General features: G+C 67.9%; 22 protein-coding genes, 1 tRNA gene and 2 pseudogenes. 17 read left to right on the forward strand and 8 right to left on the reverse strand.

Features of this window, described 5'->3' with window-relative positions:
• Positions 1 to 66 precede the first annotated feature (66 nt).
• The 5 genes from ACZ7MG_RS18045 (at position 67) to ACZ7MG_RS18065 (ending at position 6,162) form a co-directional block, all read left to right on the forward strand.
• Positions 67 to 924: a siderophore-interacting protein gene (locus ACZ7MG_RS18045; protein WP_471379656.1), complete on the forward strand. Its 858-nt coding sequence runs from the start codon at positions 67 to 69 to the stop codon at positions 922 to 924.
• A 157-nt stretch (positions 925 to 1,081) separates the two neighbouring features.
• Positions 1,082 to 2,527: a lysine decarboxylase DesA gene (gene desA / locus ACZ7MG_RS18050; RefSeq protein ID WP_471379654.1), complete on the forward strand. Its 1,446-nt coding sequence runs from the start codon at positions 1,082 to 1,084 to the stop codon at positions 2,525 to 2,527.
• A 34-nt stretch (positions 2,528 to 2,561) separates the two neighbouring features.
• Entirely contained in the window at positions 2,562 to 3,815 is a 1,254-nt protein-coding gene (locus ACZ7MG_RS18055) for a lysine N(6)-hydroxylase/L-ornithine N(5)-oxygenase family protein (RefSeq protein ID WP_471379652.1), read from the forward strand.
• Positions 3,812 to 4,393, forward strand: coding sequence for a GNAT family N-acetyltransferase (locus tag ACZ7MG_RS18060; RefSeq protein ID WP_471379650.1), 582 nt, complete (start codon positions 3,812 to 3,814; stop codon positions 4,391 to 4,393). Before ACZ7MG_RS18055 ends, ACZ7MG_RS18060 begins: the two co-directional genes overlap by 4 nt.
• A complete protein-coding gene (locus ACZ7MG_RS18065; RefSeq protein ID WP_471379647.1) occupies positions 4,390 to 6,162 on the forward strand; it encodes an IucA/IucC family protein in 1,773 nt (590 codons plus the stop codon). Before ACZ7MG_RS18060 ends, ACZ7MG_RS18065 begins: the two co-directional genes overlap by 4 nt.
• Positions 6,163 to 6,272: 110 nt before the next feature.
• Here ACZ7MG_RS18065 and ACZ7MG_RS18070 read toward each other — a convergent pair whose 3' ends face one another.
• Positions 6,273 to 8,219, reverse strand: coding sequence for a P-loop ATPase, Sll1717 family (locus ACZ7MG_RS18070; protein ID WP_471379645.1), 1,947 nt, complete (start codon positions 8,217 to 8,219; stop codon positions 6,273 to 6,275).
• Positions 8,220 to 8,293: 74 nt separating this feature from the next.
• Between ACZ7MG_RS18070 and ACZ7MG_RS18075 the strand changes: the two genes are divergently transcribed.
• Both ACZ7MG_RS18075 and ACZ7MG_RS18080 read left to right on the forward strand, forming a co-directional pair.
• A complete protein-coding gene (locus tag ACZ7MG_RS18075; protein ID WP_471379642.1) occupies positions 8,294 to 10,123 on the forward strand; it encodes a hypothetical protein in 1,830 nt (609 codons plus the stop codon).
• Positions 10,107 to 11,285, forward strand: a complete 1,179-nt coding sequence (locus ACZ7MG_RS18080) for a serine/threonine-protein kinase (protein ID WP_471379639.1) — start codon at positions 10,107 to 10,109, stop codon at positions 11,283 to 11,285. Before ACZ7MG_RS18075 ends, ACZ7MG_RS18080 begins: the two co-directional genes overlap by 17 nt.
• Before the next feature lie 187 nt (positions 11,286 to 11,472).
• On the opposite strand, the gene ACZ7MG_RS18085 is transcribed toward ACZ7MG_RS18080, so the two are convergent.
• On the reverse strand, positions 11,473 to 13,131 hold the full coding sequence (locus ACZ7MG_RS18085) for a beta-N-acetylhexosaminidase (protein ID WP_471379636.1): 1,659 nt from the start codon (positions 13,129 to 13,131) through the stop codon (positions 11,473 to 11,475).
• 103 nt (positions 13,132 to 13,234) lie between these two features.
• Between ACZ7MG_RS18085 and ACZ7MG_RS18090 the strand changes: the two genes are divergently transcribed.
• Positions 13,235 to 14,110: a DUF4429 domain-containing protein gene (locus ACZ7MG_RS18090; protein ID WP_471379633.1), complete on the forward strand. Its 876-nt coding sequence runs from the start codon at positions 13,235 to 13,237 to the stop codon at positions 14,108 to 14,110.
• A gap of 55 nt (positions 14,111 to 14,165) precedes the next feature.
• On the opposite strand, the gene ACZ7MG_RS18095 is transcribed toward ACZ7MG_RS18090, so the two are convergent.
• Positions 14,166 to 15,755 carry a purple acid phosphatase family protein gene (locus tag ACZ7MG_RS18095; protein ID WP_471379630.1) on the reverse strand — a complete coding sequence of 530 codons (1,590 nt, stop codon included), beginning with the start codon at positions 15,753 to 15,755 and terminating at the stop codon, positions 14,166 to 14,168.
• 186 nt (positions 15,756 to 15,941) lie between these two features.
• On the opposite strand from ACZ7MG_RS18095, the gene ACZ7MG_RS18100 reads away from it, so the two are divergent.
• Both ACZ7MG_RS18100 and glmS read left to right on the forward strand, forming a co-directional pair.
• The gene (locus ACZ7MG_RS18100) at positions 15,942 to 16,199 is read left to right on the forward strand and encodes a hypothetical protein (RefSeq protein WP_471379627.1); all 258 of its coding nucleotides are present in this window, start codon (positions 15,942 to 15,944) and stop codon (positions 16,197 to 16,199) included.
• A 55-nt stretch (positions 16,200 to 16,254) separates the two neighbouring features.
• Complete coding sequence (gene glmS, locus ACZ7MG_RS18105) at positions 16,255 to 18,072, forward strand: glutamine--fructose-6-phosphate transaminase (isomerizing) (RefSeq protein ID WP_471379625.1); 1,818 nt, start codon at positions 16,255 to 16,257, stop codon at positions 18,070 to 18,072.
• Between the two features lie 293 nt (positions 18,073 to 18,365).
• Here glmS and ACZ7MG_RS18110 read toward each other — a convergent pair whose 3' ends face one another.
• The gene (locus ACZ7MG_RS18110) at positions 18,366 to 18,896 is read right to left on the reverse strand and encodes a universal stress protein (protein ID WP_037703396.1); all 531 of its coding nucleotides are present in this window, start codon (positions 18,894 to 18,896) and stop codon (positions 18,366 to 18,368) included.
• A 504-nt stretch (positions 18,897 to 19,400) separates the two neighbouring features.
• Here ACZ7MG_RS18110 and ACZ7MG_RS18115 point away from each other — a divergent pair.
• The 4 genes from ACZ7MG_RS18115 (at position 19,401) to ACZ7MG_RS18130 (ending at position 22,224) form a co-directional block, all read left to right on the forward strand.
• A complete protein-coding gene (locus tag ACZ7MG_RS18115) occupies positions 19,401 to 19,706 on the forward strand; it encodes a hypothetical protein (protein ID WP_471380527.1) in 306 nt (101 codons plus the stop codon).
• A 378-nt stretch (positions 19,707 to 20,084) separates the two neighbouring features.
• On the forward strand, positions 20,085 to 21,314 hold the full coding sequence (locus ACZ7MG_RS18120) for a helix-turn-helix domain-containing protein (RefSeq protein WP_471379622.1): 1,230 nt from the start codon (positions 20,085 to 20,087) through the stop codon (positions 21,312 to 21,314).
• 107 nt (positions 21,315 to 21,421) lie between these two features.
• A complete protein-coding gene (gene orn / locus ACZ7MG_RS18125; protein WP_471379620.1) occupies positions 21,422 to 22,024 on the forward strand; it encodes an oligoribonuclease in 603 nt (200 codons plus the stop codon).
• Positions 22,025 to 22,151: 127 nt separating this feature from the next.
• Positions 22,152 to 22,224, forward strand: a tRNA-His gene (locus ACZ7MG_RS18130).
• A 69-nt stretch (positions 22,225 to 22,293) separates the two neighbouring features.
• Here ACZ7MG_RS18130 and ACZ7MG_RS18135 read toward each other — a convergent pair.
• Positions 22,294 to 22,773, reverse strand: coding sequence for a hypothetical protein (locus ACZ7MG_RS18135; protein WP_471379617.1), 480 nt, complete (start codon positions 22,771 to 22,773; stop codon positions 22,294 to 22,296).
• A gap of 513 nt (positions 22,774 to 23,286) precedes the next feature.
• Entirely contained in the window at positions 23,287 to 23,505 is a 219-nt protein-coding gene (locus ACZ7MG_RS18140; RefSeq protein ID WP_471379613.1) for a hypothetical protein, read from the reverse strand.
• Between the two features lie 282 nt (positions 23,506 to 23,787).
• Between ACZ7MG_RS18140 and ACZ7MG_RS18145 the strand changes: the two genes are divergently transcribed.
• The 3 genes and pseudogenes from ACZ7MG_RS18145 to ACZ7MG_RS18155 all read left to right on the forward strand — a co-directional run.
• Positions 23,788 to 24,117: a GntR family transcriptional regulator gene (locus tag ACZ7MG_RS18145; RefSeq protein ID WP_471379610.1), complete on the forward strand. Its 330-nt coding sequence runs from the start codon at positions 23,788 to 23,790 to the stop codon at positions 24,115 to 24,117.
• 83 nt (positions 24,118 to 24,200) lie between these two features.
• Entirely contained in the window at positions 24,201 to 24,755 is a 555-nt protein-coding gene (locus ACZ7MG_RS18150) for a hypothetical protein (protein ID WP_471379607.1), read from the forward strand.
• Positions 24,756 to 24,771: 16 nt separating this feature from the next.
• Positions 24,772 to 25,009: pseudogene (locus tag ACZ7MG_RS18155) on the forward strand (IS630 family transposase); the annotation flags it as partial.
• Here ACZ7MG_RS18155 and ACZ7MG_RS18160 read toward each other — a convergent pair.
• Positions 24,921 to 25,157 (reverse strand): annotated as a pseudogene (locus ACZ7MG_RS18160) (hypothetical protein); the annotation flags it as partial. The pseudogenes ACZ7MG_RS18155 and ACZ7MG_RS18160 sit on opposite strands and share 89 nt — an antisense overlap.
• Positions 25,158 to 25,368: 211 nt before the next feature.
• On the reverse strand, positions 25,369 to 26,424 hold the full coding sequence (locus ACZ7MG_RS18165) for a LacI family DNA-binding transcriptional regulator (protein WP_471380526.1): 1,056 nt from the start codon (positions 26,422 to 26,424) through the stop codon (positions 25,369 to 25,371).
• Between the last annotated feature and the right edge of the window lie 358 nt (positions 26,425 to 26,782).

Genomic DNA, 26,782 nt, shown 5'->3' on the forward strand with positions numbered 1-26,782 from the left:
CGCACCCGCCCACGAACACCCGCGCACCCTCCCGCACACGCTCCCGCCCCCTACCCAGGAGCCCCCATGACGACGGCCGTAGCCGCCCCCTTCCGTTTCTTCTCTCTTCAGGTCGTACGGACGGAGCGGCTGGGGCCGTCCCTCGTACGTGTCTCCTTCGCGGGGGACGACCTCAGGTTCTTCCACTCCGACGGCAGGGACCAGTCGCTGTCGCTGTTCCTGCCGCACCCCGGGCAGGAAGCCCCCGCCGTCCCCTATGAGTTGGGGGACGGCTGGTGGCAGGCGTGGCGGGAACTGCCGGACGACGTACGGGCGGTGATGCGCTCGTACACCCTGCGCGGGCTGCGGTGCGACGCGCACGGCGACACCGTCGGGATCGACATCGACTTCGTGCTGCACGGGGTCGAGCCGGAGGCCGCCGCGCCCGCCGGCCCGGCGTCCCGGTGGGCGTCGACGGCGAAGGCCGGGGACCGGGTCGTACTGCTCGGGCCCGCGATCGCCGACAACCGGGCGATCCGGTTCCGCCCGCCGGCCGACACCGATCTGGTGCTGATCTGGGGTGACGACACGGCACTGCCCGCCGCCTCCGCGATCCTGGAGTCGCTGCCGGCCGGCACCCCGGCCCGGGTCTGGCTGGAGGTCCACCACCCGGGGGACATCCAGGACCTGGCCACCGAGGCCGACGCCGAGATCACCTGGCTGGTGCGGACCGAGGCGGCGCCCACCGCCCTCGACACCATCCGCGCCGCCCAACTGCCGCCCAGCGAGCTGCCGTACGCCTGGATCGCCGGTGAGTCCGGCCGGGTGAAGGAGCTGCGCCGTCATCTCGTGCGGGAGCGCGGGATCGACAAGCGCCGCGTCACCTTCGTCGGGTACTGGCGTGAGGGTCTGACGGAGGAGCAGCTGCGGGAGCGCGGCGAGTAAACGGAGTTGCCCGAGAAACCGAAGTGACCACAGTCACGGGTGCGCCCGGACTTCTCGGAAGTTAGTTAGGTTAGGCTTACCTAAGTTGGACGACGTGATGTCACCCCCCACTCACCTCTCCGTCCCACCCGGACCGCCCCGCTCGGAGGACCTCCCCATGCGCTCGCACCTGCTCAATGACACGACCGCGGAGCGGTACCGCCGCACCGTGACCGAAGGCGTGGAGCGGGTGGCGGCCAAACTCGCCACCACCGACCGACCGTTCACCGGTGTCACCGTCGACGCCCTCTCCCCCCACATCGAGAAGATCGACCTCGACAAGCCGCTGCACGACACGGCCGCAGTCCTCGACGAGCTGGAGGAGGTCTATCTGCGCGACGCGATCTACTTCCACCACCCGCGCTATCTCGCCCACCTCAACTGCCCGGTCGTCATCCCGGCCGTGCTCGGCGAGGCCGTCCTCTCCGCCGTCAACTCCTCCCTGGACACCTGGGACCAGTCGGCCGGCGGCACCCTGATCGAGCGCAAACTGATCGACTGGACCAACGAGCGCATCGGCCTCGGGCCCGCCGCCGACGGCGTGTTCACCTCCGGCGGCTCGCAGTCCAACCTCCAGGCCCTGCTGCTGGCCCGCGACGAGGCCAAGACCGACGACCTCGCCAAACTGCGGATCTTCGCCTCCGAGGTCAGCCACTTCAGCGTGAAGAAGTCGGCGAAACTGCTGGGCCTCGGCCAGAACGCCGTCGTCACCATCCCGGTGGACGGCGACAAGCGGATGCAGACGATGGCGCTCGCCCGTGAGCTGGAGCGCTGCAAGCACGACGGTCTCGTCCCCATGGCCGTCGTCGCCACCTCCGGCACCACGGACTTCGGCTCCATCGACCCGCTGCCCGAGATAGCCGAGCTGTGCGCCCAGTACGACACCTGGATGCACGTCGACGCCGCTTACGGCTGCGGACTGCTCGTCTCGCTCAAGCGCCGCCACCTCCTCGACGGCATCGAGCGCGCCGACTCCGTCACCGTCGACTACCACAAGTCCTTCTTCCAGCCGGTGAGTTCGTCCGCCGTTCTGGTCCGGGACGCGTCCACCCTGCGCCACGCCACCTACCACGCGGAGTACCTCAACCCGCGCCGCATGGTCACCGAGCGCATCCCCAACCAGGTCGACAAGTCCCTGCAGACCACCCGCCGCTTCGACGCGCTCAAGCTGTGGATGACGCTGCGCACCATGGGCGCCGACGGCATCGGCCAGCTCTTCGACGAGGTCTGCGACCTGGCCGAGGAGGGCTGGCGGATGCTCGCCGCCGACCCGCGCTACGACGTCGTCGTCGAGCCCCGGCTCTCCACGCTGGTCTACCGCTACATCCCCGAGGCCGTCACCGACCCGGCCGAGATCGACCGCGCCAACCTGTACGCCCGCAAGGCCCTGTTCGCCTCCGGCGACGCCGTGGTCGCGGGCACCAAGGTCGGCGGTCGCCACTATCTGAAGTTCACCCTGCTCAACCCCGAGACCACGGCCGAGGACATCGCCGCCGTACTCGATCTGATCGCCGGCCACGCCGAGCAGTACCTGGGAGAATCCCTTGACCGCGTCGCTTCCTGAACCCGCCGCATCCGCCGGGTCCGCTGAACAGGCCGTGAAAACACACGACTTCATCGGCATCGGGCTGGGACCCTTCAACCTCGGCCTCGCCTGCCTCACCGAGCCCATCGCCGAACTCGACGGGATCTTCCTGGACTCGAAGCCCGCCTTCGAGTGGCACTCGGGGATGTTCCTCGACGGCGCCCACCTCCAGACCCCGTTCATGTCGGACCTGGTCACCCTCGCCGACCCGACGTCCCCGTACTCCTTCCTGAACTACCTGAAGGACTCCGGCCGTCTGTACTCGTTCTACATCCGCGAGAACTTCTACCCGCTGCGAGTCGAGTACGACGACTACTGCCGCTGGGCCGCGAACCGGCTGAGCAACGTCCGCTTCAACACGACGGTGACGGAGGTGACGTACGAGGACGACCTCTACGTCGTACGGACGGCCGACGGCGACGTCCTACGCGCCCGACACCTCGTCCTCGGCACCGGTACGCCCCCGTACATCCCGGAGGCCGCGCAGGGTCTGGGCGGCGACTTCATCCACAACTCCCGCTACATGGCACACAAGCGGGAGTTGCAGCAGAAGGAGTCGATCACCCTGGTCGGCTCCGGGCAGTCGGCCGCCGAGATCTACCTCGACCTGCTGAGCGAGATCGACGTCCACGGCTACCAGCTGAACTGGGTGACCCGCTCCCCGCGCTTCTTCCCCCTCGAATACACCAAGCTCACGCTGGAGATGACCTCCCCGGAGTACATCGACTACTTCCGCGAGCTGCCGGAGCCGACCCGCTACCGCCTCACCCAGGAGCAGAAGGGCCTCTTCAAGGGCATCGACGGGGACCTCATCAACGAGATCTTCGACCTGCTCTACCAGAAGAGCCTCGGCGGCCCGCTCCCCACCCGGCTGCTCACCAACTCCGCGCTGAACAGCGTGCGTCACGAGAACGGCACGTACACCCTCGGCCTGCGCCAGGAGGAGCAGGAGAAGGACTTCGAGCTGACCTCGCAGGGCCTGGTCCTCGCCACCGGCTACAAGTACGCCGAGCCGGAGTTCCTCAAGCCCGTCCGCGACCGGCTGGTCTACGACTCCCAGGGCAACTTCGACGTGGCCCGCAACTACGCCGTCGACACCACCGGCCGCGGGATCTTCCTGCAGAACGCCGGCGTCCACACCCACAGCATCACCTCGCCCGACCTGGGCATGGGCCCGTACCGGAACGCGTACATCATCCGCGAGCTGCTCGGCACGGAGTACTACCCGGTGGAGAAGACCATCGCGTTCCAGGAGTTCGCCGTATGAGCGGCACGGACAGCGCACGCGCCACGGACTTCACCTTCCGCCCGCTGGACCCGCTGAGCGACGCCGAGCTGCTGCACCGCTGGGTGACGCACCCCAAGGCGGCGTACTGGATGATGCAGGACGCCCGGCTGGAGGACGTGGAGCGGGCGTACATGGAGGTCGCGGCCGATCCGCACCAGGAGGCCCTGCTCGGCCTGCTGGACGGCGAGCCCGTCTTCCTCATGGAGCGGTACGACCCCGTCCACCGTGAACTCGTCGGCCTGTACGAGCCCGAGCCGGGTGACGTCGGTATGCACTTCCTGGTGCCGCCGACGGACACGCCGGTGCACGGCTTCACCCGGGCCGTGATCACCGCCGTGATGGCGCGTCTCTTCGAGGACCCGGCCACCCTCCGGGTCGTCGTCGAGCCGGACGTCTCCAACAAGGCCGTCCACGCCCTCAACGAAGTCGTCGGTTTCGTCCCCCACAGCGAGATCGACAAGCCGGAGAAGCGCGCACTGCTGAGCTTCTGCACGCGAGAGCAGTTCACCGACAGCCAGAGCAGCCAGAGCCTGGCTGCCCAAGGAGTAGCTGTATGACCCTGTCCGATGCCGTGGCGCATCTGTCCCCCCACCGCTGGGCCCGGGCCAACCGCCTGCTCATCCGCAAAGCCCTCGCCGAGTTCGCCCATGAGCGGCTCATCACGCCGGAGGCCACCGGCGACGGGCGCTTCGAGGTCCGCAGCGACGACGGTTCGACCCGCTACGGGTTCACCGCCGTGCGGCGCGCCCTCGACCACTGGCAGGTCGACGCCGACTCGATCTCCCGTCAACGAGACGGCGTCGACCTCCCTCTGGCCGCCCTGGACTTCTTCATCGAACTGAAGCGGTCCCTCGGCCTGAGCAACGAGATCCTGCCGGTCTACCTGGAGGAGATCTCCTCCACCCTGTCCGGCACCTGCTACAAGCTCACCAAGCCGCAGACGACCGTCGCCGAGCTGGTCGACTCCGGCTTCCAGGCCATCGAGACGGGGATGACCGAGGGCCACCCCTGCTTCGTCGCCAACAACGGCCGCCTCGGCTTCGGTGTCCACGAGTACCTGTCGTACGCCCCCGAGACGGCGAGCCCGGTCCGCCTGGTCTGGCTGGCCGCGCACCGCTCACGGGCGGCGTTCACGGCGGGCGTCGGCATCGAGTACGAGACCTTCCTGCGGGACGAGCTGGGCAAGGAGACGGTCGACCGCTTCCACTCCGTCCTCACCGGCCTGGAGCTGGACCCCGCCGACTACCTCTTCATCCCGGTCCACCCCTGGCAGTGGTGGAACAAGCTCACCGTCACCTTCGCGGCCGAGGTCGCGCAGCGGAACCTGGTGTGCCTGGGCGAGGGCGACGACGAGTACGTGGCCCAGCAGTCGATCCGGACCTTCTTCAACAGCTCCGCCCCCGAGAAGCACTACGTCAAAACGGCGCTCTCCGTCCTCAACATGGGCTTCATGCGCGGCCTGTCGGCGGCGTACATGGAGGCGACGCCGGCGATCAACGACTGGCTGGCCGGCCTCATCGACAACGACCCGGTCCTGAAGTCCACCGGCCTGTCGATCATCCGCGAGCGCGCGGCCGTCGGCTACCGGCACCTGGAGTACGAGGCCGCCACCGACAAGTTCTCCGCGTACCGCAAGATGCTGGCCGCGCTGTGGCGCGAGAGCCCGGTCGCCTCGCTCCAGGAGGGCGAGTCCCTGGCGACGATGGCCTCCCTGGTCCATGTCGACCACGAGGGCAACGGCTTCGCGGCGGCGCTGATCGCCCGCTCGGGCCTGACCCCGAAGGAGTGGCTGCGCCGCTACCTCCGGGCCTACTTCACCCCCCTCCTCCACAGCTTCTACGCCTACGACCTGGTCTTCATGCCGCACGGCGAGAACGTGATCCTGGTGGTGAAGGACGGTGTCGTCGAGCGGGCGATCTACAAGGACATCGCCGAGGAGATCGCGGTCATGGACCCGGACGCGGTCCTCCCGCCGGCGGTCGAACGCCTCCGCGTGGACGTCCCCGAGGACAAGAAACTCCTCTCCCTCTTCACGGACGTCTTCGACTGCTTCTTCCGCTTCCTCGCCTCGAACCTCGCGGAGGAAGGGGTCCTGGACGAGGAGGAGTTCTGGCGCACGGTAGCCGAGACCGTCCGCGACTACCAGCACGCGACGCCCGAACTCGCCGAAAAATTCGCCCAGTACGACCTCTTCGCCCCCGAGTTCGCCCTCTCCTGCCTCAACCGTCTCCAACTCCGCGACAACAAGCAGATGGTCGACCTCGCGGACCCGGCGGGTGCGCTCCAACTGGTCGGCACCCTGAAAAACCCCCTCACGGGCCTCTAGGCCCCCCGAGCAGACGGGCACCTCGGAGTACGGTCCTCCGAGGTGCCCGTCGCCGTATCAATCCTGGTCGGTCCGGTTATCAACGACGCCGAGATCGACGCTGCGCTGCCTCACCCCACCGAATCCGATCCGCCCCCGCTGCCCACAGCCCCACCCAGCATCCGCTCCAGAGTCCGCGCCTCATCAGCGAATCGAAGCGTGACGGGCTCATCGGCGTAACCGTCAGTTGTAAGTTTTTCCCCCAGGGCACGCAGCATGTGAGCGGCAGAGGTGACTTGGACCGTCGCTTCTAGTGAGTCTCTTCTGTTGGGCGCGTCACGCACCGTCTCAGCGTTGCGCTTCATTGCGTCCACCATTCCAGTCAGGTGAGCACGGAGGTCTCCCGACAACGCTGACCGGCCGAGGAGACGCAACAGGCGTTCACAGGAAAGCGCCAGTCTGTCAAGGATCCTGGCGTGGTGGTCCATCTCTAATCCGGCATCGGTCGCAGTGATGTTTCGCAGGAAACCCGCGTGCTGGGTGCGCACCAGAACATCTGCGCCAAGAGTCTGCGGACCCGTGTCGAAAGAAGTAGTTCCATCGACCGTACGGCAGTTGAGAGCAGGACGAAAGCATGGGTGCACGTGGAGCTCGTCCTCGTACGGCTGTACAGGAAGTTGTGAGTCGCCGGCGAAAACGACACCGAAGCCCCGACGTACGCCGAGAAATCCGATGGCATACAGGGACTCGATGACAGCGTGCGACGTCAGATGCTCCGTGTACGCGGAGTGGGCTCGCTCCAGTGGCTCACGAATGGCTTCGAAGCGGGCTCCTAAGTCATGACGCCGCACCATGTAACCGCCATTTTCGAACAAGGCGAAGATCGGTCGCAAGAATGGAAATCCAACGTTATATTCCGTCGCCAGATCTTCCAGCTTCCACCTGGAGAACTGCTCTGTGGCCGCCAAAATATCATCCTCAAGCACCGTGGAATGACCATGCTCTGCAGCGGCATCCCGGCACAGGGTCAGGAACTGAATGGCGTCACGAGGGCGAGGGAGTGATAGGCGCGAAAGGTAGTCAGCCGTCGGCTCACCCTGGACTTGAGCAGGGAAGATCTCACCCCACAGTTGGCCACTTGTGAGCGGCCTCTCCAGGGAGAGCCGGGCCCGGGCCAGCGCAACATCGCGGAGTGCGTCCCGAGTCCAGGTGATCCTGATTTCGTCACTGCGGAACTTGTCTCCGTCGGAGAAGTTCAGACGGTCATAGATGTCAGCCCTCAGGAACAGAACGCACCTGACGGCCTGACCATATGTGCCGGTGACACGCTTGGCCGCCAACAACAGACCGGTGACCAGCGCATGACTTTCTGGATCCGCTTGCCACACCTGCTCCAATTGGTCGACAAGAATCAGTAATGGCTGATGCAGCACAGCGCAGCTCAGATCAGCGAAGGCGGCGCACACTCCTGACTCCAAGGCATCGAGTTGCCTGATCGCACGCGCCCCTTCCGTGCCTCCGCCTTCAGATCCGCCCACTGCCTCGACACTCGCTTCGACACCGAACATCTTCAGTGCGAGTGTTGCCGACTGGAGACGGCGCGTACCACGCCTCAGCCGATCCGCCAACTGCCCGTCGCCCGACTCGCCATTGGCCACAAGGAAGTCCCGGAGGGCACGCACCGAGCCCGGTAAACGCCGGCTGCCATGGGCATCGCGGGCGTGGGACGTCAAGTAACGTGCGGCTTGAATCGCGAAGACATATCGCCAGATCAGCGATTTGGCGGTGTCTGAAGTAAGACCCTGCAGGTCGAAGCGGCGTATCTCATCACCCGAGGGGTCATCGGGTGTGATCGCTATGGCGACCCCACCGTAAGCCCCTCCGACGCTGAGCTGCGCGCAGATGGCACTCTTGCCTGATCCTTTGCGTCCGATGACCAGCGACTTACGCCCGCTGAGTGCGGCAGCGTAAGCGTGGGTCGGCTGGAAACCGCGTCGGAGCAGACCACTCGTGAAGTCGTTCTCCGCGTCGTCGCGTCCGAAAAAGAGACGATCAACGGGCCGATTCAGCTGTTCCACGACTCCCCCTGTGGCTGTGGCGACCGATGTGGCCCACACTAGCCGTGGCTGAACCTACGTGCCTCGGGGGACACATGACGGACGACTTCGCAGATGAACCCACGCCCAACGAGCTGATGGCCGCCGTCATCGGACTGGAGCACGACATCGGTCTACTACGAGAGACCGTTGGTTCAATGGAGGAAGAGATCACCGAAGTACGCGACAGCGTCAGGGGTCTCACCTCCGCAGTGCACGGCGTGGCGAGTACGGTCAGCAACGTCTCGAACGCCGTTGACCAACTCACCCGAGATTTCGACCAGTTCACGGAGCGGTACGCCAAGGATCAGGCGCGTGCCGCCGCCGAAGCCGAACTGACCCAGCTCACCATCGAATGGCAGAGCCGCTTTGAACAGCGTCGACACACTCGAGCCCTGGCCCGAGGACTCGTGCACACGCTGACCAAGGATGCCGTTGAACGCGACGTCGTGGACAGGGACTTGGTGGCGGCGTGTGCTGGGGAGCGCTTGCTCATGACGCCCTCCTTCTGGCTGGCTCCATCCATCGTGGCCCTCGCCGCTCGCTATCGAAACGAACCAGAGCGCGGCCAGCGTGCACGGAGTCAGGCGTACTCGCTGGACATGGGCAAGTCCAACCTCTTCTTTTCTCTGACCTGTTCACGCCTGGGAGACATGGGGCAGGCAGCCCGCTGGATGGATCGCTACCTGCGCTCCCTCGACCCGTACGCCCTCGACGAGGACTTCCAGATCGTTCTCGACGCCATCGCCTGCAACGAGTTGGGGATCGACGCGCATTCTTACGCCAAACAGGCCATGAAGCGCTGGGCCGGGCAACTTGACCTGACCACCACAGACACCGGCGCCAACCAGACAATCCGGCACATGTGGGATTTACGCAAGTCCGTTCCGAGCCGGGACTTCAGGGAATTGGAACAGCTATGTTCAGATCAATGGGACCTGCTGAGCAGAGGATGGGAACTCTCAACAGTCCCGGAAGCCACACTAGCCCACTTGAAAAAGTCTTTTGTCTTCGCAGAGGAGGCAGCGAAAGACACGAGTCGTGGGCACGCCGAGAGCGCACTGGAATCCCTCATCAATCGACTCGACCCGGACGAGACCAAGGTGAACGACCGCATGAACTACCTGCGTTTGCTCATCGAACACGATGGTGATACGCGGGCGGCCCTCACAGAACACGCCACCCGCCTTGACGCACGAGGCCCGGTCGATCTGCACAACTTGCTGGTGAACGCCGTGTTTGTGCCGGATGCAGTCAAGTTGGGGGATGAGGCCCGCCTGTTCGCCCTGCGACTCCTGTGGCCGGACATACTGAACGCGACGCAAGACTACTCAAGCCGATCACAAGGCCTCTTTCCCCAAGAGCTGCGATTCGCGGTGGAGGGGTGGCAACGGGCTGTCCCTGCTCACCCAATAGCCGCCGTGGCTGCCGATCCGCTCGTCACGGAGCTGACACACACGATCGAGGAACGAACGAACCAGCACATCGATTCAGTGCGTCTGGCGCGGGGTCGACTCGCCGGCGCCCTTGTCGTCACGGTAGCGAGCTGCGGTCTGGCGATCCCCTCCACGCCCGGCCTTACTCGCGTACTCCTGGGTCTCTGTGTACTCATCGGTATGGGCTGGGCAATCTTCGAGTGGCGCCGTGTCCCCGTCCGAAAGCAAAAACTACAGCTGGCAGGTACGACCGCCGCCCGGTCAGGAAGCGCCACACTGAGGCGTGGACTCCAGCAGCGCAAAGTCTTCTTCGTGGCGTGGCTGGATCATCTCGATGCACCGTCCCGGATCGCCGCTTGGGGCACAGACATCTGGAGCGAACCTGCTGAAATAGAGTCCGACAAGGCCAGATCCCAAGAGTCCGGGAACGCGGATGAACATGGTGAGTGAGAGCAAGTTCGTCGGCCCCAACAATCGATTCGAGTTGTTGAGACACCGCGACAGCGGTGGCATGGGAGACGTGTGGGAGGCACACGATCACAACCTCGATCGACGCGTAGCACTGAAGTTCTTGGCACTCAGTCGCCTGACAGGAATTAATCCGAGCAGTGAGCGGGTCTCCCACTTACTGGACTTGTTTGTCCGCGAGAGCACGACCATGGCGCAGGTCCAGAGTGCCTACGTCGCTACAATCCACGACCGCCACATGGACGGCGACACCCCATTCCTGGTCATGGAACTCGTCGAAGGCAGCCCGCTCGCCGAATATCTGGGTGGCACACCCCTACCCCTCGAACGCACGGTCCGCTGGACCATGCAGATTGCCGAAGGGCTCGATGCGGCCCACTACGAAGGAGTGGTTCATCGCGATATCAAGCCTGGCAACATCCTGATCACAGAAGACCGCGGCGACGTCCGCATAGTCGATTTCGGACTGGCACGCTTCGCAGACGCCACCGAAACAAACAGCGGCACCGGAACTCCGTTGTACACCTCGCCGGAACGCTGCCGCATGGAATCTGGCGACGCGCGAAGCGATCTTTATTCTCTCGGCTGCGTGATGTACGAGATGGTGACAGGTTGGCCTCCCTTTGGAGATCGCACATCGGATCCCGCGTCTCTTGCCCAAGCCCACCAACACAAGCTCCCAAGCAGGCCTAGCGATACAGTGTCCGGCGTTCCGGAGCAGCTGGACAACCTGATCATGAAGTTGCTTTCCAAGAACCCGGAAGACCGACCGGAGAACGCACGGGTGGTCATCCACGCGGTACAGCAGGTTGAGCGGACCCCAGAGATGAAGAACGAGATGAAGCAGAACATCAAGGGCATGGGAGGAGGCACACCCCACGTCAATACGGGGTTCGTAGAGGAAATTCGTCAGACGGAGCGACAAGTGCGCAAGCTTCGGCTGAAGCATGGCTTTTCTCATCCAGACGTCATCACTGCGCGAATGGAGCTCGCTGAACTCACTGGCCGCTCGGGCGACCCCCGCGGCGCAGCGGACTTGTACGACCAGCTCGGCCAAGAGTGCCGCAGATGGTTCGGGTCACACGACGGCAGGACTCTCGACGCGTTTGAGGGCGTTGCACGGTGGGTCGAGGGTGCTCCATAAGTACCCGGGGCCCGCGCATCGGACTCGTCTTGTCCCCACAGCAACGCAGCCTCGTGCGACAACGCAGGCACCTCGGAGAACGGTCCTCCGAGGTGCCCGTCGCGCTTCGTACCCGGGCACGGGTCCGGTGGAAACCGCGCGAGAACCGCCACCGCTTGCACACGCAGAGGCACCGCACCCCCACCCCCTACCGCGCCCCAGGCCACGGCACCCCCGGCGCACGGAAGTACCCAATCCCCAACGCCTCCCACCGAGGCCCCTGCGCAGCAAGCCGCCCCCGATACCCGTCCCACCCGAGCGCGGCCTCCGGCGACCACCCCAACTCGGCGACCCCCGGCAGCCGCGGAAACACCATGTACTCAACATCCGCCGAGGACCCGATCGTCTCCGTCCACAACGGCGCCTCAACCCCCCGCACCGCGGAACCCCGCACCCCCTCCAGATACGCCCCCGGATCCCAGTCGTACGCCCGCCGCACATCCACATACCCGGCCCAGTCGAGCCCCAACGGCGTGTCCTTGTCGTACTTCATGTCGAGGTAGATCCGGTCGGCCGGCGACAGTACGACCCCGGTCCCGTTCCGCGCCGCGTCCGCGACCCGCTCCTTCTCCGCGGCCTCCGTGCTGTCCAGCCCCCAGTACTGCGCGAGAGCGCCCCGCGCCGGAGTCGCCCCGGTCAGCTGGTGCCAGCCGACGACCGTCTTCCCGTACCGCTCGACGACGGGCTGCACCCGGTCCATGAACTTCACGTAGTCCTCGTGGCTGGTGGAGTGCGCCTCGTCCCCACCGATGTGCAGATACCGCCCGGGCGTGAGCGCGGCCAGCTCCCGTACGACGTCGTCCACGAAGTCGTACGTCACGTCCTTGTCGACGCAGAGGGAGCTGAACCCGACCTCGGTCCCGGTGTAGAGCGGCGGCGCGACCCCGTCGCAGTTCAGCTCGGCGTACGACGCGAGGGCCGCGTTGGTGTGGCCGGGCATGTCGATCTCGGGGACGACCTCCAGGTGGCGCGAGGAGGCGTACCGGACGATCTCCCGGTAGTCGGCCTTCGTGTAGAAGCCCCCGGGGCCGCCGCCGACCTGGGTGGAGCCGCCGTACGGGGCGAGCCGCGGCCAGGAGTCGATGGCGATGCGCCAGCCCTGGTCGTCGGAGAGGTGGAGGTGCAGCTTGTTGAACTTGTACAGCGCCACCTGGTCGATGTACCGCTTGACCTGGTCGACGGTGAAGAAGTGCCGGGAGACGTCGAGCATCACGCCGCGCCAGCCGTAGCGCGGGGTGTCCTTGATCGTGCCGCCCGCGATCAGCCAGGGGCCGGGCTGCACGGAGTCCTTCTCGACGGCGGCGGGCAGGAGTTGGCGCAGCGTCTGGACGGCGTGGAAGAGCCCGGCGGGCGCGCGGGCGGTGAGGGTCACCCCGGAGCGCCCGCTCTCCAGCCGGTAGCCCTCCTGGCCGAGACCGGCCTCCTTCGACGCCAACCGCAGTCGGATTCCGGCCTCTTGGCGCTCACCGTCGCCGCGCCCGGCGCCCCCGCGCCCGGCGTCCCCGCGCTCGACGACCGGCAGCCGGTACCCGGTCGAGGGCCGCAGGATCCCCGCGAGGTACTCCCCCACCCGGCGCACCTCGGGCCCGCCGGACACGGCGATGCGCGTATCGCTCCGCAGCCGGTACGGCGATCCGTCGGCGCGGACCGAGGCGGGGGCCGGGATCACCCGCCCGAGCGGAATCGTGGCGGTGTCGGCGCCGGAGTCGGGCTTCTCGGACACGGGTGCGGCTCCCACGGTGAGGATCCCGGCCGCCACGAGCAGCAGCGAACCGAGGAGGCGGGTCGATCGGTGGCGCGGTCTCACAAGGTGCTCCCTTCCACAACCGAACGGACGACACCACCATCCCCTCAGAAGCACCCTCAGGTCTAGACCATCTCATCTGCCGACCGATGGAACAATCCCTGTCATGGCGGAAATCCTCCAGCGGGACGGCACCTGGACCTTCGACGGCGACACCCTGCGGCTGACCCCGGGCCGCGACAAGAGCGTGAGCCTGCTCCGCAAGACCCTCGGTGAACTCGCCGTACCACTGGGCGCGTTGGCGGGTATCTCGTTCGAGCAGGGCAAGAAGTCGGGGCGGCTGAGGCTGCGGCTGCGCGACGGCTCCGACCCGCTGCTCCAGGCGACCGGCGGCCGGCTCGCCGACTCCAACGACCCGTACCAGCTGAGCGTGGACTCCGACCGGTACGGCGTCGCCGAGTACTTCGTGGACGAGATCCGCAACGCGCTGCTCCTGGACGAGGTACCGGCCGACGCGGTGAACGCCTACCTCCTGGCCGGCCCGGCGGTCCCCCTCTCCGTCTCCGCCGGCGACGGCACCGCGAGCTTCGACGGCGACCACGTACGCCTGGAGTGGAACTGGAAGACGGAGGACGCCAAGGCGGCCTCCGGGGCGCGCACGCTGTCGCTGGCGGACATAGCGGGCGTCGAGTGGCAGCCCTCGGTCGGCCTGGAGAACGGCCACCTCCGCTTCACCGTGCGGAACGCGCCGACCAAAGCGCCGCCCAAGTACGACCCCAACTCCGTGGAGCTGTGGGGCTTCAAGAAGGACCCGCTGATGGCCCTGGTCGCGGCGGCCGTACAGGCCCGGCTCCCGCATCCGGCGTCCCCGGCACCGAAGCAGCTGACCTCGTCCCCGTCGCCCCAGGACCGGCCCGCGCCCGAGGAGGACCACGACGCGCTGCTGCGCCGCCTGCGCGAACTGGGCGACCTCCACCGGTCCGGGGTGCTCACGGACGAGGAGTTCACCCTGGCCAAGCAGGCGGTCCTCAAGCGCCTGTGACGCCGCTGAGGACCGCCCGCGAGGGTCACCCGGGGTAAGTGAGGTCCGTCGGTGCTCACTTGGCGCGGCGCGCCACCGTGAAGTGGTCGACCTGCGCGCCGGTCTCGGCGATACCGCGCACGGTCAGCGTGGCGTAGTGCCCCTTCGACGCGGGCTTCACGTCCACCCGCAGGAAGGAGTAGTCGAGGTAGCGCACCCGCGACCAGGTGACGGTCTCGTTCTGCTTGCCGTCCTTGGTGTTGATGTACGAGGCCACCGACTCGACCTCGTTCTCGTGGCCCTCGTACGACAGCGGGGCGCTGAAGGCGTAGAGGCTGCGACCGGCCGCGCCCGCCGTGACGTAGACCACGCCCTCGGTCTCCGGGTACGCCGTGCCGCCGATCGGGAGCTTCTTCTTCACCGCGCCGCCCTTGATGACGTCGGTGCGCTCGTACTGGTGGTTGTGGCCGTTGATGACCAGGTCCACCGAATACTTCTCGAACAGCGGCACCCACTCCTGTCGCACGCCGCCTTCCGAGGCGTGCGCCGTGGAGGTGCAGTACGCGCAGTGGTGGAAGAAGATCACGACGAAGTCGACGTCACGGGAGGCGCGGAACTTCTTCAGCTGCGCCTCCAGCCACTTGGTCTGCGTGCCACCGGAGATGCCGAGGTTGGCCGGGATCTCGAAGGAGATGTCGTTGGCGTCGAGCGAGATGACGGCCGTGTTGCCGTAGACGAAGGAGTAGACGCCCGGCAGGTTCTTCCGGTCGGGGCCGTTGTCGGGCAGGTTCCAGCGGGCCTCCTCGCCGCCGTAGCCGTTGGGCGAGTACCAGGCCTCCATGTCGTGGTTGCCGTAGGCGGGCATCCACGGCACGGACTTGGCGACGGACTCGGTCTGGGCCAGGAACTGGTCCCACACCCGGGAGTCGAAGCCGGTGTCGGCGGTCTTGCCCTGGCCGGCCGGGTCGGCGTAGGCGATGTCACCGGCGTGCAGGTGGAAGGCGGGGTTCTGGCCGAGCAGCAGGCTGTTGTTGGCCAGGCCGTGGTAGCCGACGCCCTCGTCGCCGAAGGCGGTGAAGGTGAAGGGCTCCTTGTGGGCGGGGGCGGTGGTGAACGTGCTGATGGTGCTCGCGAACTGCGGCGAGGCCGGATCGAAGCCCTCGTGACCGGCACCGTAGTAGTAGGTCCTGCCGGGCTTGAGGTGGGTGAGCTTGGCGTGCACGTAGTACTGCGTGTGGTCGCCGCTGGCACCGACGCCGGCCGGGGTGTAGAGGGTGCGGACCTCGGCGTCGATCTTGACCGAGAGGTGCGAGGCGTGGGTGCCGATCCGGACGAAGGGCTTCTTGACGGCGACCGGGACCTGCCACGAGATGGTGACCTCGGTACGCGGGTCGTTGCCGAAGGCGAGGTGCCGGCCGAAGGGGGCGACGAGGGAGCCGTCGACGCGCTCGGTGCTCGTACGGGCCTGGGTGGGTACGGAGGAGGAGCGGAGCGCGGCCGGGGTGGCAGCCTGGGCGGCCGTGGCCGGCACGAACGCGCCGCCCGCGACGGCACCGAGCGTGACGGCACCGCCTCTGATCATCGAGCGGCGGGAGAACTTGGAGCGCAGGTACTCGTGCTGCTCGGCCATGCTCATGCGCTCGGCCAGCTGCTCGGGTACGCCCATGCGAGGAATGTCCATGGCGTCCGAAAGTCGTCGCCTCAGGCGACGGGATACGGGCCATCGGATGGACAGCGCACGAACAGGCCCTCATAACACATTCAATGTTCCCCCAAGGGCCAGTAACAGCACCCTGCCCGATATCGGGCAGATTTCTTGCGAAACCCTCTTCGGTCCCCCAGGATCTACCGAGTGCACGACGAACTCGTTGATCATTTGACGCGATCCTCGCCCCTCAGCCGGGGCGAGGCGCTGCGGGTGATCCAGGACGTCCTCGCCTACTTCGACGAGACGACCGAGGAGTTCGTCCGTCGCCGCCACCGCGAGCTCCAGGCCCAGGGCCTGGTCAACGCGACGATCTTCGAACGGATCGAGGCGGACCTGAAGTACCGCGCGGTCGCACCGCCGGAGCTGACGCTCAGGCAGCTGCGCCGCATCGTCTACGGCTGAACATCCACAGCCGGTCGACCACGGCTGATCGTCTACACCTAGGGGATACGTATATATGTGCGGGATTGTCGGTTACATCGGCAAGCGCGATGTGGCGCCGCTGCTCCTGGAGGGCTTGCAGCGCCTGGAGTACCGGGGCTACGACTCGGCGGGCATAGTGGTCACCTCGCCCAAGACGGCCGGCCTGAAGATGGTCAAGGCCAAGGGCCGCGTCCGTGACCTGGAGGCCAAGGTCCCCGCGCGCTTCAAGGGCACCACCGGCATCGCGCACACCCGCTGGGCCACCCACGGCGCCCCGTCCGACGTGAACGCCCACCCGCACATGTCGGCCGACAGCAAGGTCGCCGTCGTCCACAACGGCATCATCGACAACGCCTCCGACCTGCGGAAGAAGCTGGAGGCGGACGGCGTCGAGTTCCTCTCCGAGACCGACACCGAGGTCCTCACCCACCTCATCGCCCGCTCCCAGGCCACCACCCTGGAGGAGAAGGTCCGCCAGGCGCTGCGCATCGTCGAGGGCACGTACGGCATCGCCGTCATGCACGCCGACTTCAACGACCGCATCGTGGTCGCCCGCAACGGCTCCCCCGTCGTCCTCGGCATCGGCGAGAAGGAGATGTTCGTCGCCTCGGACATAGCCGCTCTGGTCGCCCACACCCGCCAGATCGTCACCCTCGACGACGGCGAGATGGCCACCCTCAAGGCCGACGACTTCCGCACCTACACCACCGAGGGCACCCGCACCACGGCGGAGCCCACCACCGTGGAGTGGGAGGCCGCCTCGTACGACATGGGCGGCCACGACACCTACATGCACAAGGAGATCCACGAGCAGGCCGACGCCGTGGACCGCGTGCTGCGCGGCCGCATCGACGACCGCTTCTCCACCGTGCACCTCGGCGGCCTCAACCTGGACGCCCGCGAGGCGCGCCAGATCCGCCGCGTGAAGATCCTCGGCTGCGGCACCTCGTACCACGCGGGCATGATCGGCGCCCAGATGATCGAGGAGCTGGCACGGATCCCCGCGGACGCCGAGCCGGCGTCGGAGTTCCGCTACCGCAACGCGGTCGTCGACCCCGACACCCTGTACATCGCCGTCTCCCAGTCCGGCGAGACGTACGACGTACTGGCGGCCGTCCAGGAGCTGAAGCGCAAGGGCGCGCGGGTGCTGGGCGTGGTGAACGTGGTCGGCTCGGCGATCGCCCGTGAGGCGGACGGCGGCATCTACGTGCACGCGGGCCCCGAGGTCTGCGTGGTCTCCACCAAGTGCTTCACCAACACCACCGTGGCGTTCGCCCTGTTGGCGCTCCACCTGGGCCGCACCCGCGACCTCTCCGTCCGCGACGGCAAGCGGATCATCGAGGGCCTGCGCAAGCTGCCCGCGCAGATCGCCGAGATGCTGGAGCAGGAGGAGGAGATCAAGAAGCTGGCCCAGGAGTACGCCGAGGCCCGCTCGATGCTCTTCATCGGCCGCGTCCGGGGCTACCCGGTGGCCCGTGAGGCCTCCCTGAAGCTCAAGGAGGTCTCGTACATCCACGCCGAGGCCTACCCCGCCTCCGAGCTGAAGCACGGCCCGCTGGCGCTCATCGAGCCCGCCCTCCCGACGGTCGCCATCGTCCCCGACGACGACCTCCTGGAGAAGAACCGCGCCGCGCTGGAGGAGATCAAGGCCCGCAGCGGCAAGATCCTCGCCGTCGCCCACCGCGAGCAGGAGAAGGCCGACCAGACGATCGTCGTCCCCAAGAACGAGGACGAGCTGGACCCGATCCTGATGGGCATCCCCCTCCAACTCCTCGCCTACCACACGGCGTTGGCCCTCGGCCGCGACATCGACAAGCCGCGCAACCTGGCGAAGTCGGTCACGGTCGAGTAGGGGGCGCGCCCAGGCCCCTATAGGGGCGCGGGGCTGTGACATATGCGGCTCCACCGCGTGGGCGCGAGCAACCCCCACCCACCCGCAGAGGCCACACAACGAAGACGGACCCCCACGTGATGCCACCCATCACAAGGGGGTCCGTTCGACCACGCCGGGTTCGCCCAACACCCAAGCGCCGCTGCCAACTACCGTGGCCGTCACACCACTCGGTCCGGCATCACGCGGGTTATGCCCTTCACAAGGACACAAACACCCCTACGCGCCAGTAGACTTGCCCGTTCGTGAACTCGTCAGGGAATGACGATGACCGGCCGCTGCGCCCGCTTCGCGAGCCGCCCCGCGACGGACCCGAAGAGCCGCCCGACGAGCCCGTGCGTCGACCCGACGACGATCGCGTCCGCCTCGTACTCCCGCCCCACCTCTTCGAGTTCATGGCAGATGTCGCCACCACGCTCGACGAGGATCCAGGGCACTTCGGCGAGATAGTCGGCGCAGGCGAGTTCCAGCCCGAGCACCTCGGTGCGGTGGTCGGGGACGTCGACGAAGACGGGTGGCTCGCAGCCGGCCCACACGGTCGTGGGCAGCCGGTTGGCGACATGCACGATGATCAGGCCCGAGCCGGAGCGGCGGGCCATACCGATGGCGTACGCGAGGGCGCGCTCACTGGACGTCGAACCGTCGAAACCGACGACGACGCCGTGCTTGAACGCGGGATCGCAGGAGGGGCGTGTCTCTTCCGCCGCAAGGGGCTCGGCCGCCGTGTGATCGGCGACGGGCCGCCGCTTGCGGTCCGCGGAGTCGAAGAATTCTTGACCGGCCATGGGTGTCTCGGCGTTTGGATCCTCGTGTGGGACGACGTGGATGGGACGTCAGTGTGCGGCGGAGCCGTGTCCGGGAATCATCTTCCCCACCCCATACCCCCAAGGGTACGACCGCACGCCTCCTCCGCCCAGATCCCGCACCGGCTGCGCGGGGTTCCAGGGAGCATGCACGAGCACCGCCCCGTAACGCAATGGTTGCTGCCCCGTACAGCCGGTTTACGCGGGTAGGTGAACGCCGGCCCCGCACCCCGCGGCAACCCGATCAAGCGGCACCAGTGACCGACGGGTCGAACACGCGTTGAACCCCCGTAAGCCGATCCCGAGGGAGCCAGGAGGGAGCCCGCAGTGCCCGCCCACCGCACAGCACACCGAACCGCACCCCGTACGACACCCCGCACCGGGCCCCAGTCCGCCCCCGCCCCAGCAGCCGAAGCCGCAGCCGCCGCCGCCGCCGAGGACAGCACCCCGGCCCCGCCCGGGCCTCCCGCCGACACCGCCACGGACGTGGTCCGCTGGGCGGCGTTCAGCTGCGTCCTCGTCCCGGTCGTCCTCGTCTGGTACGGCACCTCACTCGCCGGCGCCACCGGCGCGGCCCTCGGCCTCGCCGCGGTCACCGGCGTCTGCCGCGTCCTCCTCCGCCAGTCCGAACGCGGAGCGGCCCGCGCGGCCCGCGGCGCCCGCACGGCCCGTGCCACCGCCGCCCGTTCGATGGCCGAAGATCGCGCCTCCGCACGCGGCCGACGCGGACGCCCCTCCTCCGGGGCGCACGGGGGCGGACGGAACTCCGGCCCGAGTACGCCGGTCGACTGACCGGTTTCCGCGCACACCCCCGTATCTTTTCAGCCAACTTCGGCCACCTGCACATCCCTTGGTCGAACACCCCTCCACCCCCCGTTCGACCTGCACTGAAAGGGGTCCAGGGGCCGCGCGCACCCTACGTGGACCGGCCACTGGGACGAGGCGTACTTCCCTGCACGGCCCACGAGTGCAACGCTTCGTGATCGAATGCTTCACGCCAAGTTGCCATGTCGACAATGTGCCGGATGCCGAACTGGTCACGCCGGCACCACGGGACACAGTAGATTCGATCATGACTGTCTTATGGCGGGGGACTCGTGCAGGACCAAGGGGAAACGTGCAGGAGCGACACAACCGAGGAGCCGCGACCACCGAGGGGGGCTTAGCAGTATGAGCCACGACTCCACCGCCGCGCCGGAAGCCGCGGCCCGGAAGCTGTCCGGGCGACGCCGCAAGGAGATCGTCGCGGTGCTGCTGTTCAGCGGCGGTCCCATCTTCGAGAGTTCCATACCGCTGTCGGTGTTCGGGATCGACCGCCAGGACGCCGGCGTACCGCGCTACCGCTTGCTGGTGTGCGCGGGCGAGGAAGGCCCGCTGCGGACCACAGGGGGCCTGGAACTCACCGCACCGAACGGCCTTGAGGCGATCTCGCGGGCGGGCACGGTGGTCGTGCCCGCATGGCGTTCGATCACCTCACCGCCGCCGGAGGAAGCGCTCGACGCACTGCGCCGAGCGCACGAAGAGGGCGCCCGCATCGTCGGGCTGTGCACCGGCGCGTTCGTGCTGGCCGCCGCCGGTCTGCTGGACGGCAGGCCCGCGACGACACACTGGATGTACGCGCCGACGCTGGCCAAGCGCTATCCGTCCGTCCACGTCGACCCACGAGAGCTCTTCGTGGACGACGGCGACGTACTGACATCGGCCGGCACCGCGGCCGGAATCGATCTCTGTCTGCACATCGTGCGGACGGATCACGGGAACGAGGCGGCTGGCGCGCTGGCCCGCCGTCTGGTGGTCCCACCACGCCGATCGGGCGGCCAGGAGCGCTACCTCGATCGGTCTTTACCAGAGGAGATCGGCGCCGACCCGCTCGCCGAGGTCGTCGCCTGGGCACTGGAGCACCTCCACGAGCAGTTCGACGTGGAGACGCTCGCGGCACGGGCGTACATGAGCCGTCGTACGTTCGACCGCCGGTTCCGTTCGCTCACCGGGAGCGCTCCCCTGCAGTGGCTGATCACCCAGCGGGTGCTGCAGGCGCAGCGTCTGCTGGAGACGTCGGACTACTCGGTGGACGAGGTCGCGGGGCGCTGCGGCTTCCGTTCGCCGGTGGCACTGCGCGGGCACTTCCGGCGGCAGCTGGGCTCGTCCCCGGCGGCGTACCGGGCGGCGTACCGGGCACGGCGTCCGCAGGGCGAGAAGCACAACGACCACCACCACGACGGCCCGCACGGCGTCCCGGGGCCGTCCCCGGTGTCGCCGGAGCACGCACCGGTGCCCCTCCAGGCCCGGCGCACGGCCGCGGCGAGCGCCCTGGCCCCGTCGGCGTCCCTCTCCACGGAGGGCGCCAAGCCGGAGCTGTACGCGACGGGCCGCCTGCCGGGCCAGCGCAGCGCGCCGTAGCCCGGACGGTCGACTGACGGCCCGGTCCCGCACCTGATCACTCTGTCTGTGATCACCCTGGTGCAGGACCGGGCCGTACGGCTGTCACGGGCCGTAAGGTGAGACACATGAACGATCGCATGGTGTGGATCGACTGCGAGATGACCGGCCTCTCGCTGTCCGACGACGCGCTCATCGAGGTGGCCGCCCTCGTCACCGACTCCGAGCTGAACGTGCTCGGCGAAGGCGTCGACATCGTCGTCCGCCCGCCGGATTCCGCTCTGGAGACCATGCCGGAGGTGGTGCGCCAGATGCACACCGCGTCCGGCCTCCTCGAAGCGCTGCCCGGCGGCACGACGCTGGCCGACGCGGAGGCGCAGGTCCTGGCATACGTACGCGAACACGTGAAGGAGCCGGGCAAGGCGCCCCTGTGCGGCAACTCGGTGGGCACGGACCGGGGCTTCCTGTCGCGTGACATGCCGGCCCTGGAGACCTACCTCCACTACCGCATCGTGGACGTCTCCTCCATCAAGGAGCTGGCCCGCCGCTGGTACCCGAGGGCGTACTTCAACAGCCCCGAGAAGAACGGCAACCACCGGGCCCTCGCCGACATCCGCGAGTCCATCGCCGAGCTGCGCTACTACCGCGAGGCGATCTTCGTCCCGCACCCCGGGCCCGACTCGGACACGGCCCGCACCATCGCCGCGAAGCACGTCCTGCCCGCGGGGTGACCCCCGCGCCGGGGCCTCCCGGGGCCCCGGACCGCCCCCACCGAAACGCGTGCGCGGGCACCCCTTCGGACCCTGTACACTTTTTCTCGGCCGGTCGGTGAAACCTTCGGACGAACCGCCGGTCATGGTGGGTGTAGCTCAGCTGGTAGAGCACCTGGTTGTGGTCCAGGATGCCGCGGGTTCGAGTCCCGTCACTCACCCTGAACAACGAGCCCCGACCTGGGAAACCAGGACGGGGCTCGTCTGTTTGTGTTTCCCGGTCACCCGGTTCAGCAGGAGTCGTAGCGCCAGACGCCGGCCTCGCGGGCCCACGGCTCCCGTTTCTGGTCGAACTTGGGCGTGCCGACGCCGTAGGAGACGTGGGCCGAGTCGCCGGACATCTCGTCGACCTCGAACCGCTTCACCACCTTCGGCTCGTGGTCACCGATGGCCCGCTCGGTCTGCTCGGCCCGTTCGGTCAGTGCGGCCATACCGGCGCGCGTGATCTCCTTCTGGCAACGCGCGGACAGCATGCCGAAGGCCGTGTCGGGCTCGTTCGCGAAGTACGCGGCGGCGTAGGCGCGGACGGCCGCTTCGAGGCCGGCGGTGTCGGCGTCCGAAGCCGCGGACCGGCTGGGCATGGCGCTCGGCTGCCGCTCGGCACTCGCGGACGGTTTCTCCCCGGCTCCGCTCGGCTCGTCGTCGGACGTACACGCGGTGAGCGAGAAGAGCGTGACAGCGGCGAGTAAGACGGTGACACGGGTGCGCATGGGTCCCCCTGGAAGCGGTGTACGAAAGAGCATCGTGGCACGGCGTGGTGGAGGGGCGGCCTCAGGAGTCCCGCCCCTCCACCACCGCGTACCACTCGACCGCGAACTCCCGTACGCCCGCGAAGCGTTCAGCGGGCTCGGGACGCGTGGCCCGCTCCAGGACGTCCAGTTGGGCCGCCGTGCCGCGGCCAGGCTGCCAGCAGCACGCCCCGTCCGTCGTGGGGCGTGCTGCCGCAGGTGCCAGCCGCCATCGGCCCGGTCGCTACAACCGCTCCCCTCTCGACCGCGCATTGCTCCTGGCAACACCTTCACTCAGCGCTTCGGACCGGGTCACCGGCCTGAGCCGTTCCGGCCGGGCGTCCCACTCCCGGCCGCCGCCGATGGGCCGGAGCTGCACGTACGGTCCGACAAACCCCATGACCCGGCCGATCCGCCCGGTTGAAGCGTCCCGAACCGTGTCACCGAGGCCCACCGGGAGCGGAACAGGACGGCCCGGAGGTTCGCAGCTGCCCGTCACGCCACCGCCTCCGCGCCCACCACATGCTCATCGAGATCGATCCCGAAGTCCGCCGCGAGCACCAGCGCGAGCCTCCGCCGAGCCTGCCGGGCCTCCTCCCGCTCGGCCTCGACGACGTACGGCCGGACCATGATGGTGGCACCGCCGTCGAGCGGGCCGTGGAGGCCGTACGGGGACCGCTGGGTCAGGAGTCGTCGCGGGGCAGCGTGGGGCAACGCCTCCGTACGAGGGCGCGGAGGTGATCCGGTAGAGCAGGCACGGGCGTCGGCCCGTCGCCTGCCCGTGCCGGGGGCTACGACGCCCAGGGCCCACCGCAGAAACGCGTGGATAATGCTCACTGTCGTCAGCTCCTTCGAAGCTGGTGGCCATGCCCCCGGACGTTCGCCGCGTCGCGGGGGTCTTCTCGTGTCGGTGCCGACGTTAGCGCAACCTGGTCATGCCCTGCCATGGCATGACACAGAAGGATGCTGTTTCCCATGGGCACATACGGTCTAGCCATGGTGGACATCCCGAAGGGCTACGGCCCGGACGCCGAACTGGACCCGGAAGCTGCCGACCCGCTGTACCTGCAGCTCGCCGCGGTACTGATCTCCCGCATCGACAACGGCACATACGCGCTGGGCCGCGCCGTGCCGGGGGTCGACCGGCTTATGCAGGAGTTCGGAATCGCGCGGGGCACGGCCCGCAAGACGTTGGTGTTGCTGGCCGAGATGGGTTACGTGCGGACGGTCGTCGGCAAGGGGTCGTTCGTGATCGAACGCGAGGCCGTCGAGGCAGCCAAGGACAACACTCCGGTCGAAGGGGCGCGACCGCAGACCGGCGGCTGATGAGGACGTCGGACGACGAGGCCCGTAATCAAAGTTGAGAATCCTTGGACCGGCGGGCTGCTCTTCGGCCTAGGGTCTCGATCATGTTCAAGTCAGGGGTGGGGTTCCTCGCGTTGTTCGGGCTCGGCTGGTGGCTCTTGGGCTCAAGTCCATTCGGCGGGTTGATGTGGCAGGTCCTGATCGCGGTCGGCTGTGCCGTCACGGTGGGGCTGACGCTTGCCGCGCGCCGTTTCCTTCCCTCGTCGGCAGGGGGACCTTTCCCCGTTGGCCGACGTCGGCGGTTCAACCAGATCAACGGGCTCCAGTGGCTGTTGATCGTCATCATCGCCGCAGTCTGCCGTCAGGCCGGGGTTCCGGTGCTCATTCCCCCACTGGTCGCGGTTGTCGTGGGGCTCCACTTCCTGCCGTTGGCGGCGGTGTTCGAGCAGCCCCGACTGCGCATACCGGCGGCCCTGATGATCGCTTCCGGCGCGGCGGGCATGACCGTCTGGCTCACGAACGGCCCGGACGAGACCGTTCGCCTCGTGGTGGGCATTCTTTCCGCGCTTTCCCTGTGGGGCATGGCGACATGGACAGTCGCAGGGGCGGCATCCGCTGCCGGGCAAGGGGCAGGAAACGAGGGATCTGGCGGCGCGTGACGGCCATCCCGTCTTGGTGGCAGAGCGAGTACGCGTGCGTGAGATCGACGCTGACGAGGGACCGCGGCTGCTGCGGATCATCCCAAGGGGCACCCGGCCGGTGGTGACGTGGCGGCGGACCCAGGTGGTCCTGCTGTCCATTCACGCTGCCCGAGCGCCGCGAGATCAAGAAGACCACCAAGTCCAAACCGGCGGGCTTCCTGGTCGCCGAGGGGGTGGTCGACAACAGCAGCCACGAGGGCCTGCGCATCCTCGCTCCGCGAGACAACGAAGAGATGTCTTGTCGTATCGAATGGCGATGCCGCGCCAGGCTTTCAGCCTATTGGTCAGGCGTTCGACGGTGTCGCGGTTCTTGTAGAGCTCCGTGTCGTCAGCGACGGGCCCGCCGCCCTTGCTACCTCGCTACCTCGCTACCTCGGTTGTTCCGATGGGCGGCCTGGTTTTCTTCTCCGGATGACGGATGGGGCGTTCGTGTTGCGACCTGTCCCGGAGGCTCTCATCGAACTCACCACGCTCACCACGCACCGCGAGCCTCTCCGCTACCTCCCGCCTCGGGTCCGTCATCCACCCCCATGCCGACCATGGGCATGGGCATGGGCAACCGTGGCGTGCTTCAGGACGAATCCCGCGCCACCAGCTCCGTAGGCAGCATCACCCGGCGTCGTTCCAAGCCGCGGGACACCGCCGGGCGGCGGTCGGCGATCTCGTCGAGGAGGAGGTCGATCATGGCTCGGCCCATTTCCTCGATGGGCTGGCGGACGCTGGTGAGCGGGGGGTCCATGTGGCGGGCGATGGCCGAGTCGTCGTAGCCGACCAGGGCTACGTCGTCGGGTATGCGGCGGCCCGCCTCGCGGAGGACCTGGCGGGCGCCCGCGGCCATGACGTCGGACTCGGCGAAGACCGCGTCGAGGTCGGGACAGCGGGCCAGCAGTTCCGTCATCGCCCGCCGGCCGCCCTCCTCCGTGAAGTCGCCGGGGACGATCAGGCGCTCGTCGACCGTGCGGCCCGCGTCCTCCAGGGCCTCGCGGTAGCCGACGACGCGCCGCTGGGCGCCGTAGACGTCCAGGCGCCCGGTGATCGTGGCGATCCGGGTGCGGCCCCGCTCGATCAGGTGTTCCACCGCCGAGCGGCCGCCGCCGTAGTTGTCGGAGTCGACGGAGGGCAGCGTCTCGTGCTCCGAGCGCGGGCCGCTGATGACCGCCGGGATTTCCAGTTGTGACAGCAGGTCGGGGAGCGGGTCGTCGGCGTGGACCGAGACCAGGAGGACGCCGTCGACGCGGTGCGCGGCCAGATACTGGGCCAGGCGCCGCCGCTCCCGGTCGCTGCCCGCGAAGATCAGCAGGAGCTGCATCTCCGTGTCGGACAGCTGCGCGCCCACGCCCTTGAGGATGTCGGAGAAGTACGGCTCGGCGAAGAAGCGGGTCTCCGGCTCGGGGACCACCATCGCGATCGCGTCCGTGCGGTTCGCCGCGAGGGCGCGGGCCGCCGTGTTCGGGACATAGCCCAGCTCCGCGACGGCCGCCTCGACCGCCGCGCGGGTCGCGTCGCTGACCCGGGGCGAGCCGTTGATCACCCGGGACACCGTCCCCCGGCCCACTCCGGCCCGTGCGGCGACCTCTTCCAACGTCGGCCGCCCACCGCTCCGGCCCCGTGCTCCGTGGCCTGCCACCATGGTCGCCTCCCGTTCACACCGCGCTGGCGTGGAATCTAACAGTCCTGATGCTCGTACGACGTCCGGGAAGGCTCACGGGAAGTTACTCAGCCGACCGCGACCGCCCTCGGTGACACCTGAGGTACTTGAGACACCTGAGACACCTGAGATATCTGAGACAGCTGAAATATCCGAGATACCCGATATGGGACAGGTGAGCGTCGGCCGGGCTCCTCGGACGCCGTTCCAGTCAGGGCGACCCGGAACGGTTACACGAGTCCAACGGTCCGGCCACCCCGCGGCGGCCGCCCCCGAGACCGACGCCCCCGTCCCGGCGCCCGAGGCCCCCCCCCCACCCCGCCGGCCCGGCGAAGCC

This window comes from Streptomyces sp. NPDC107538 (assembly GCF_055657445.1).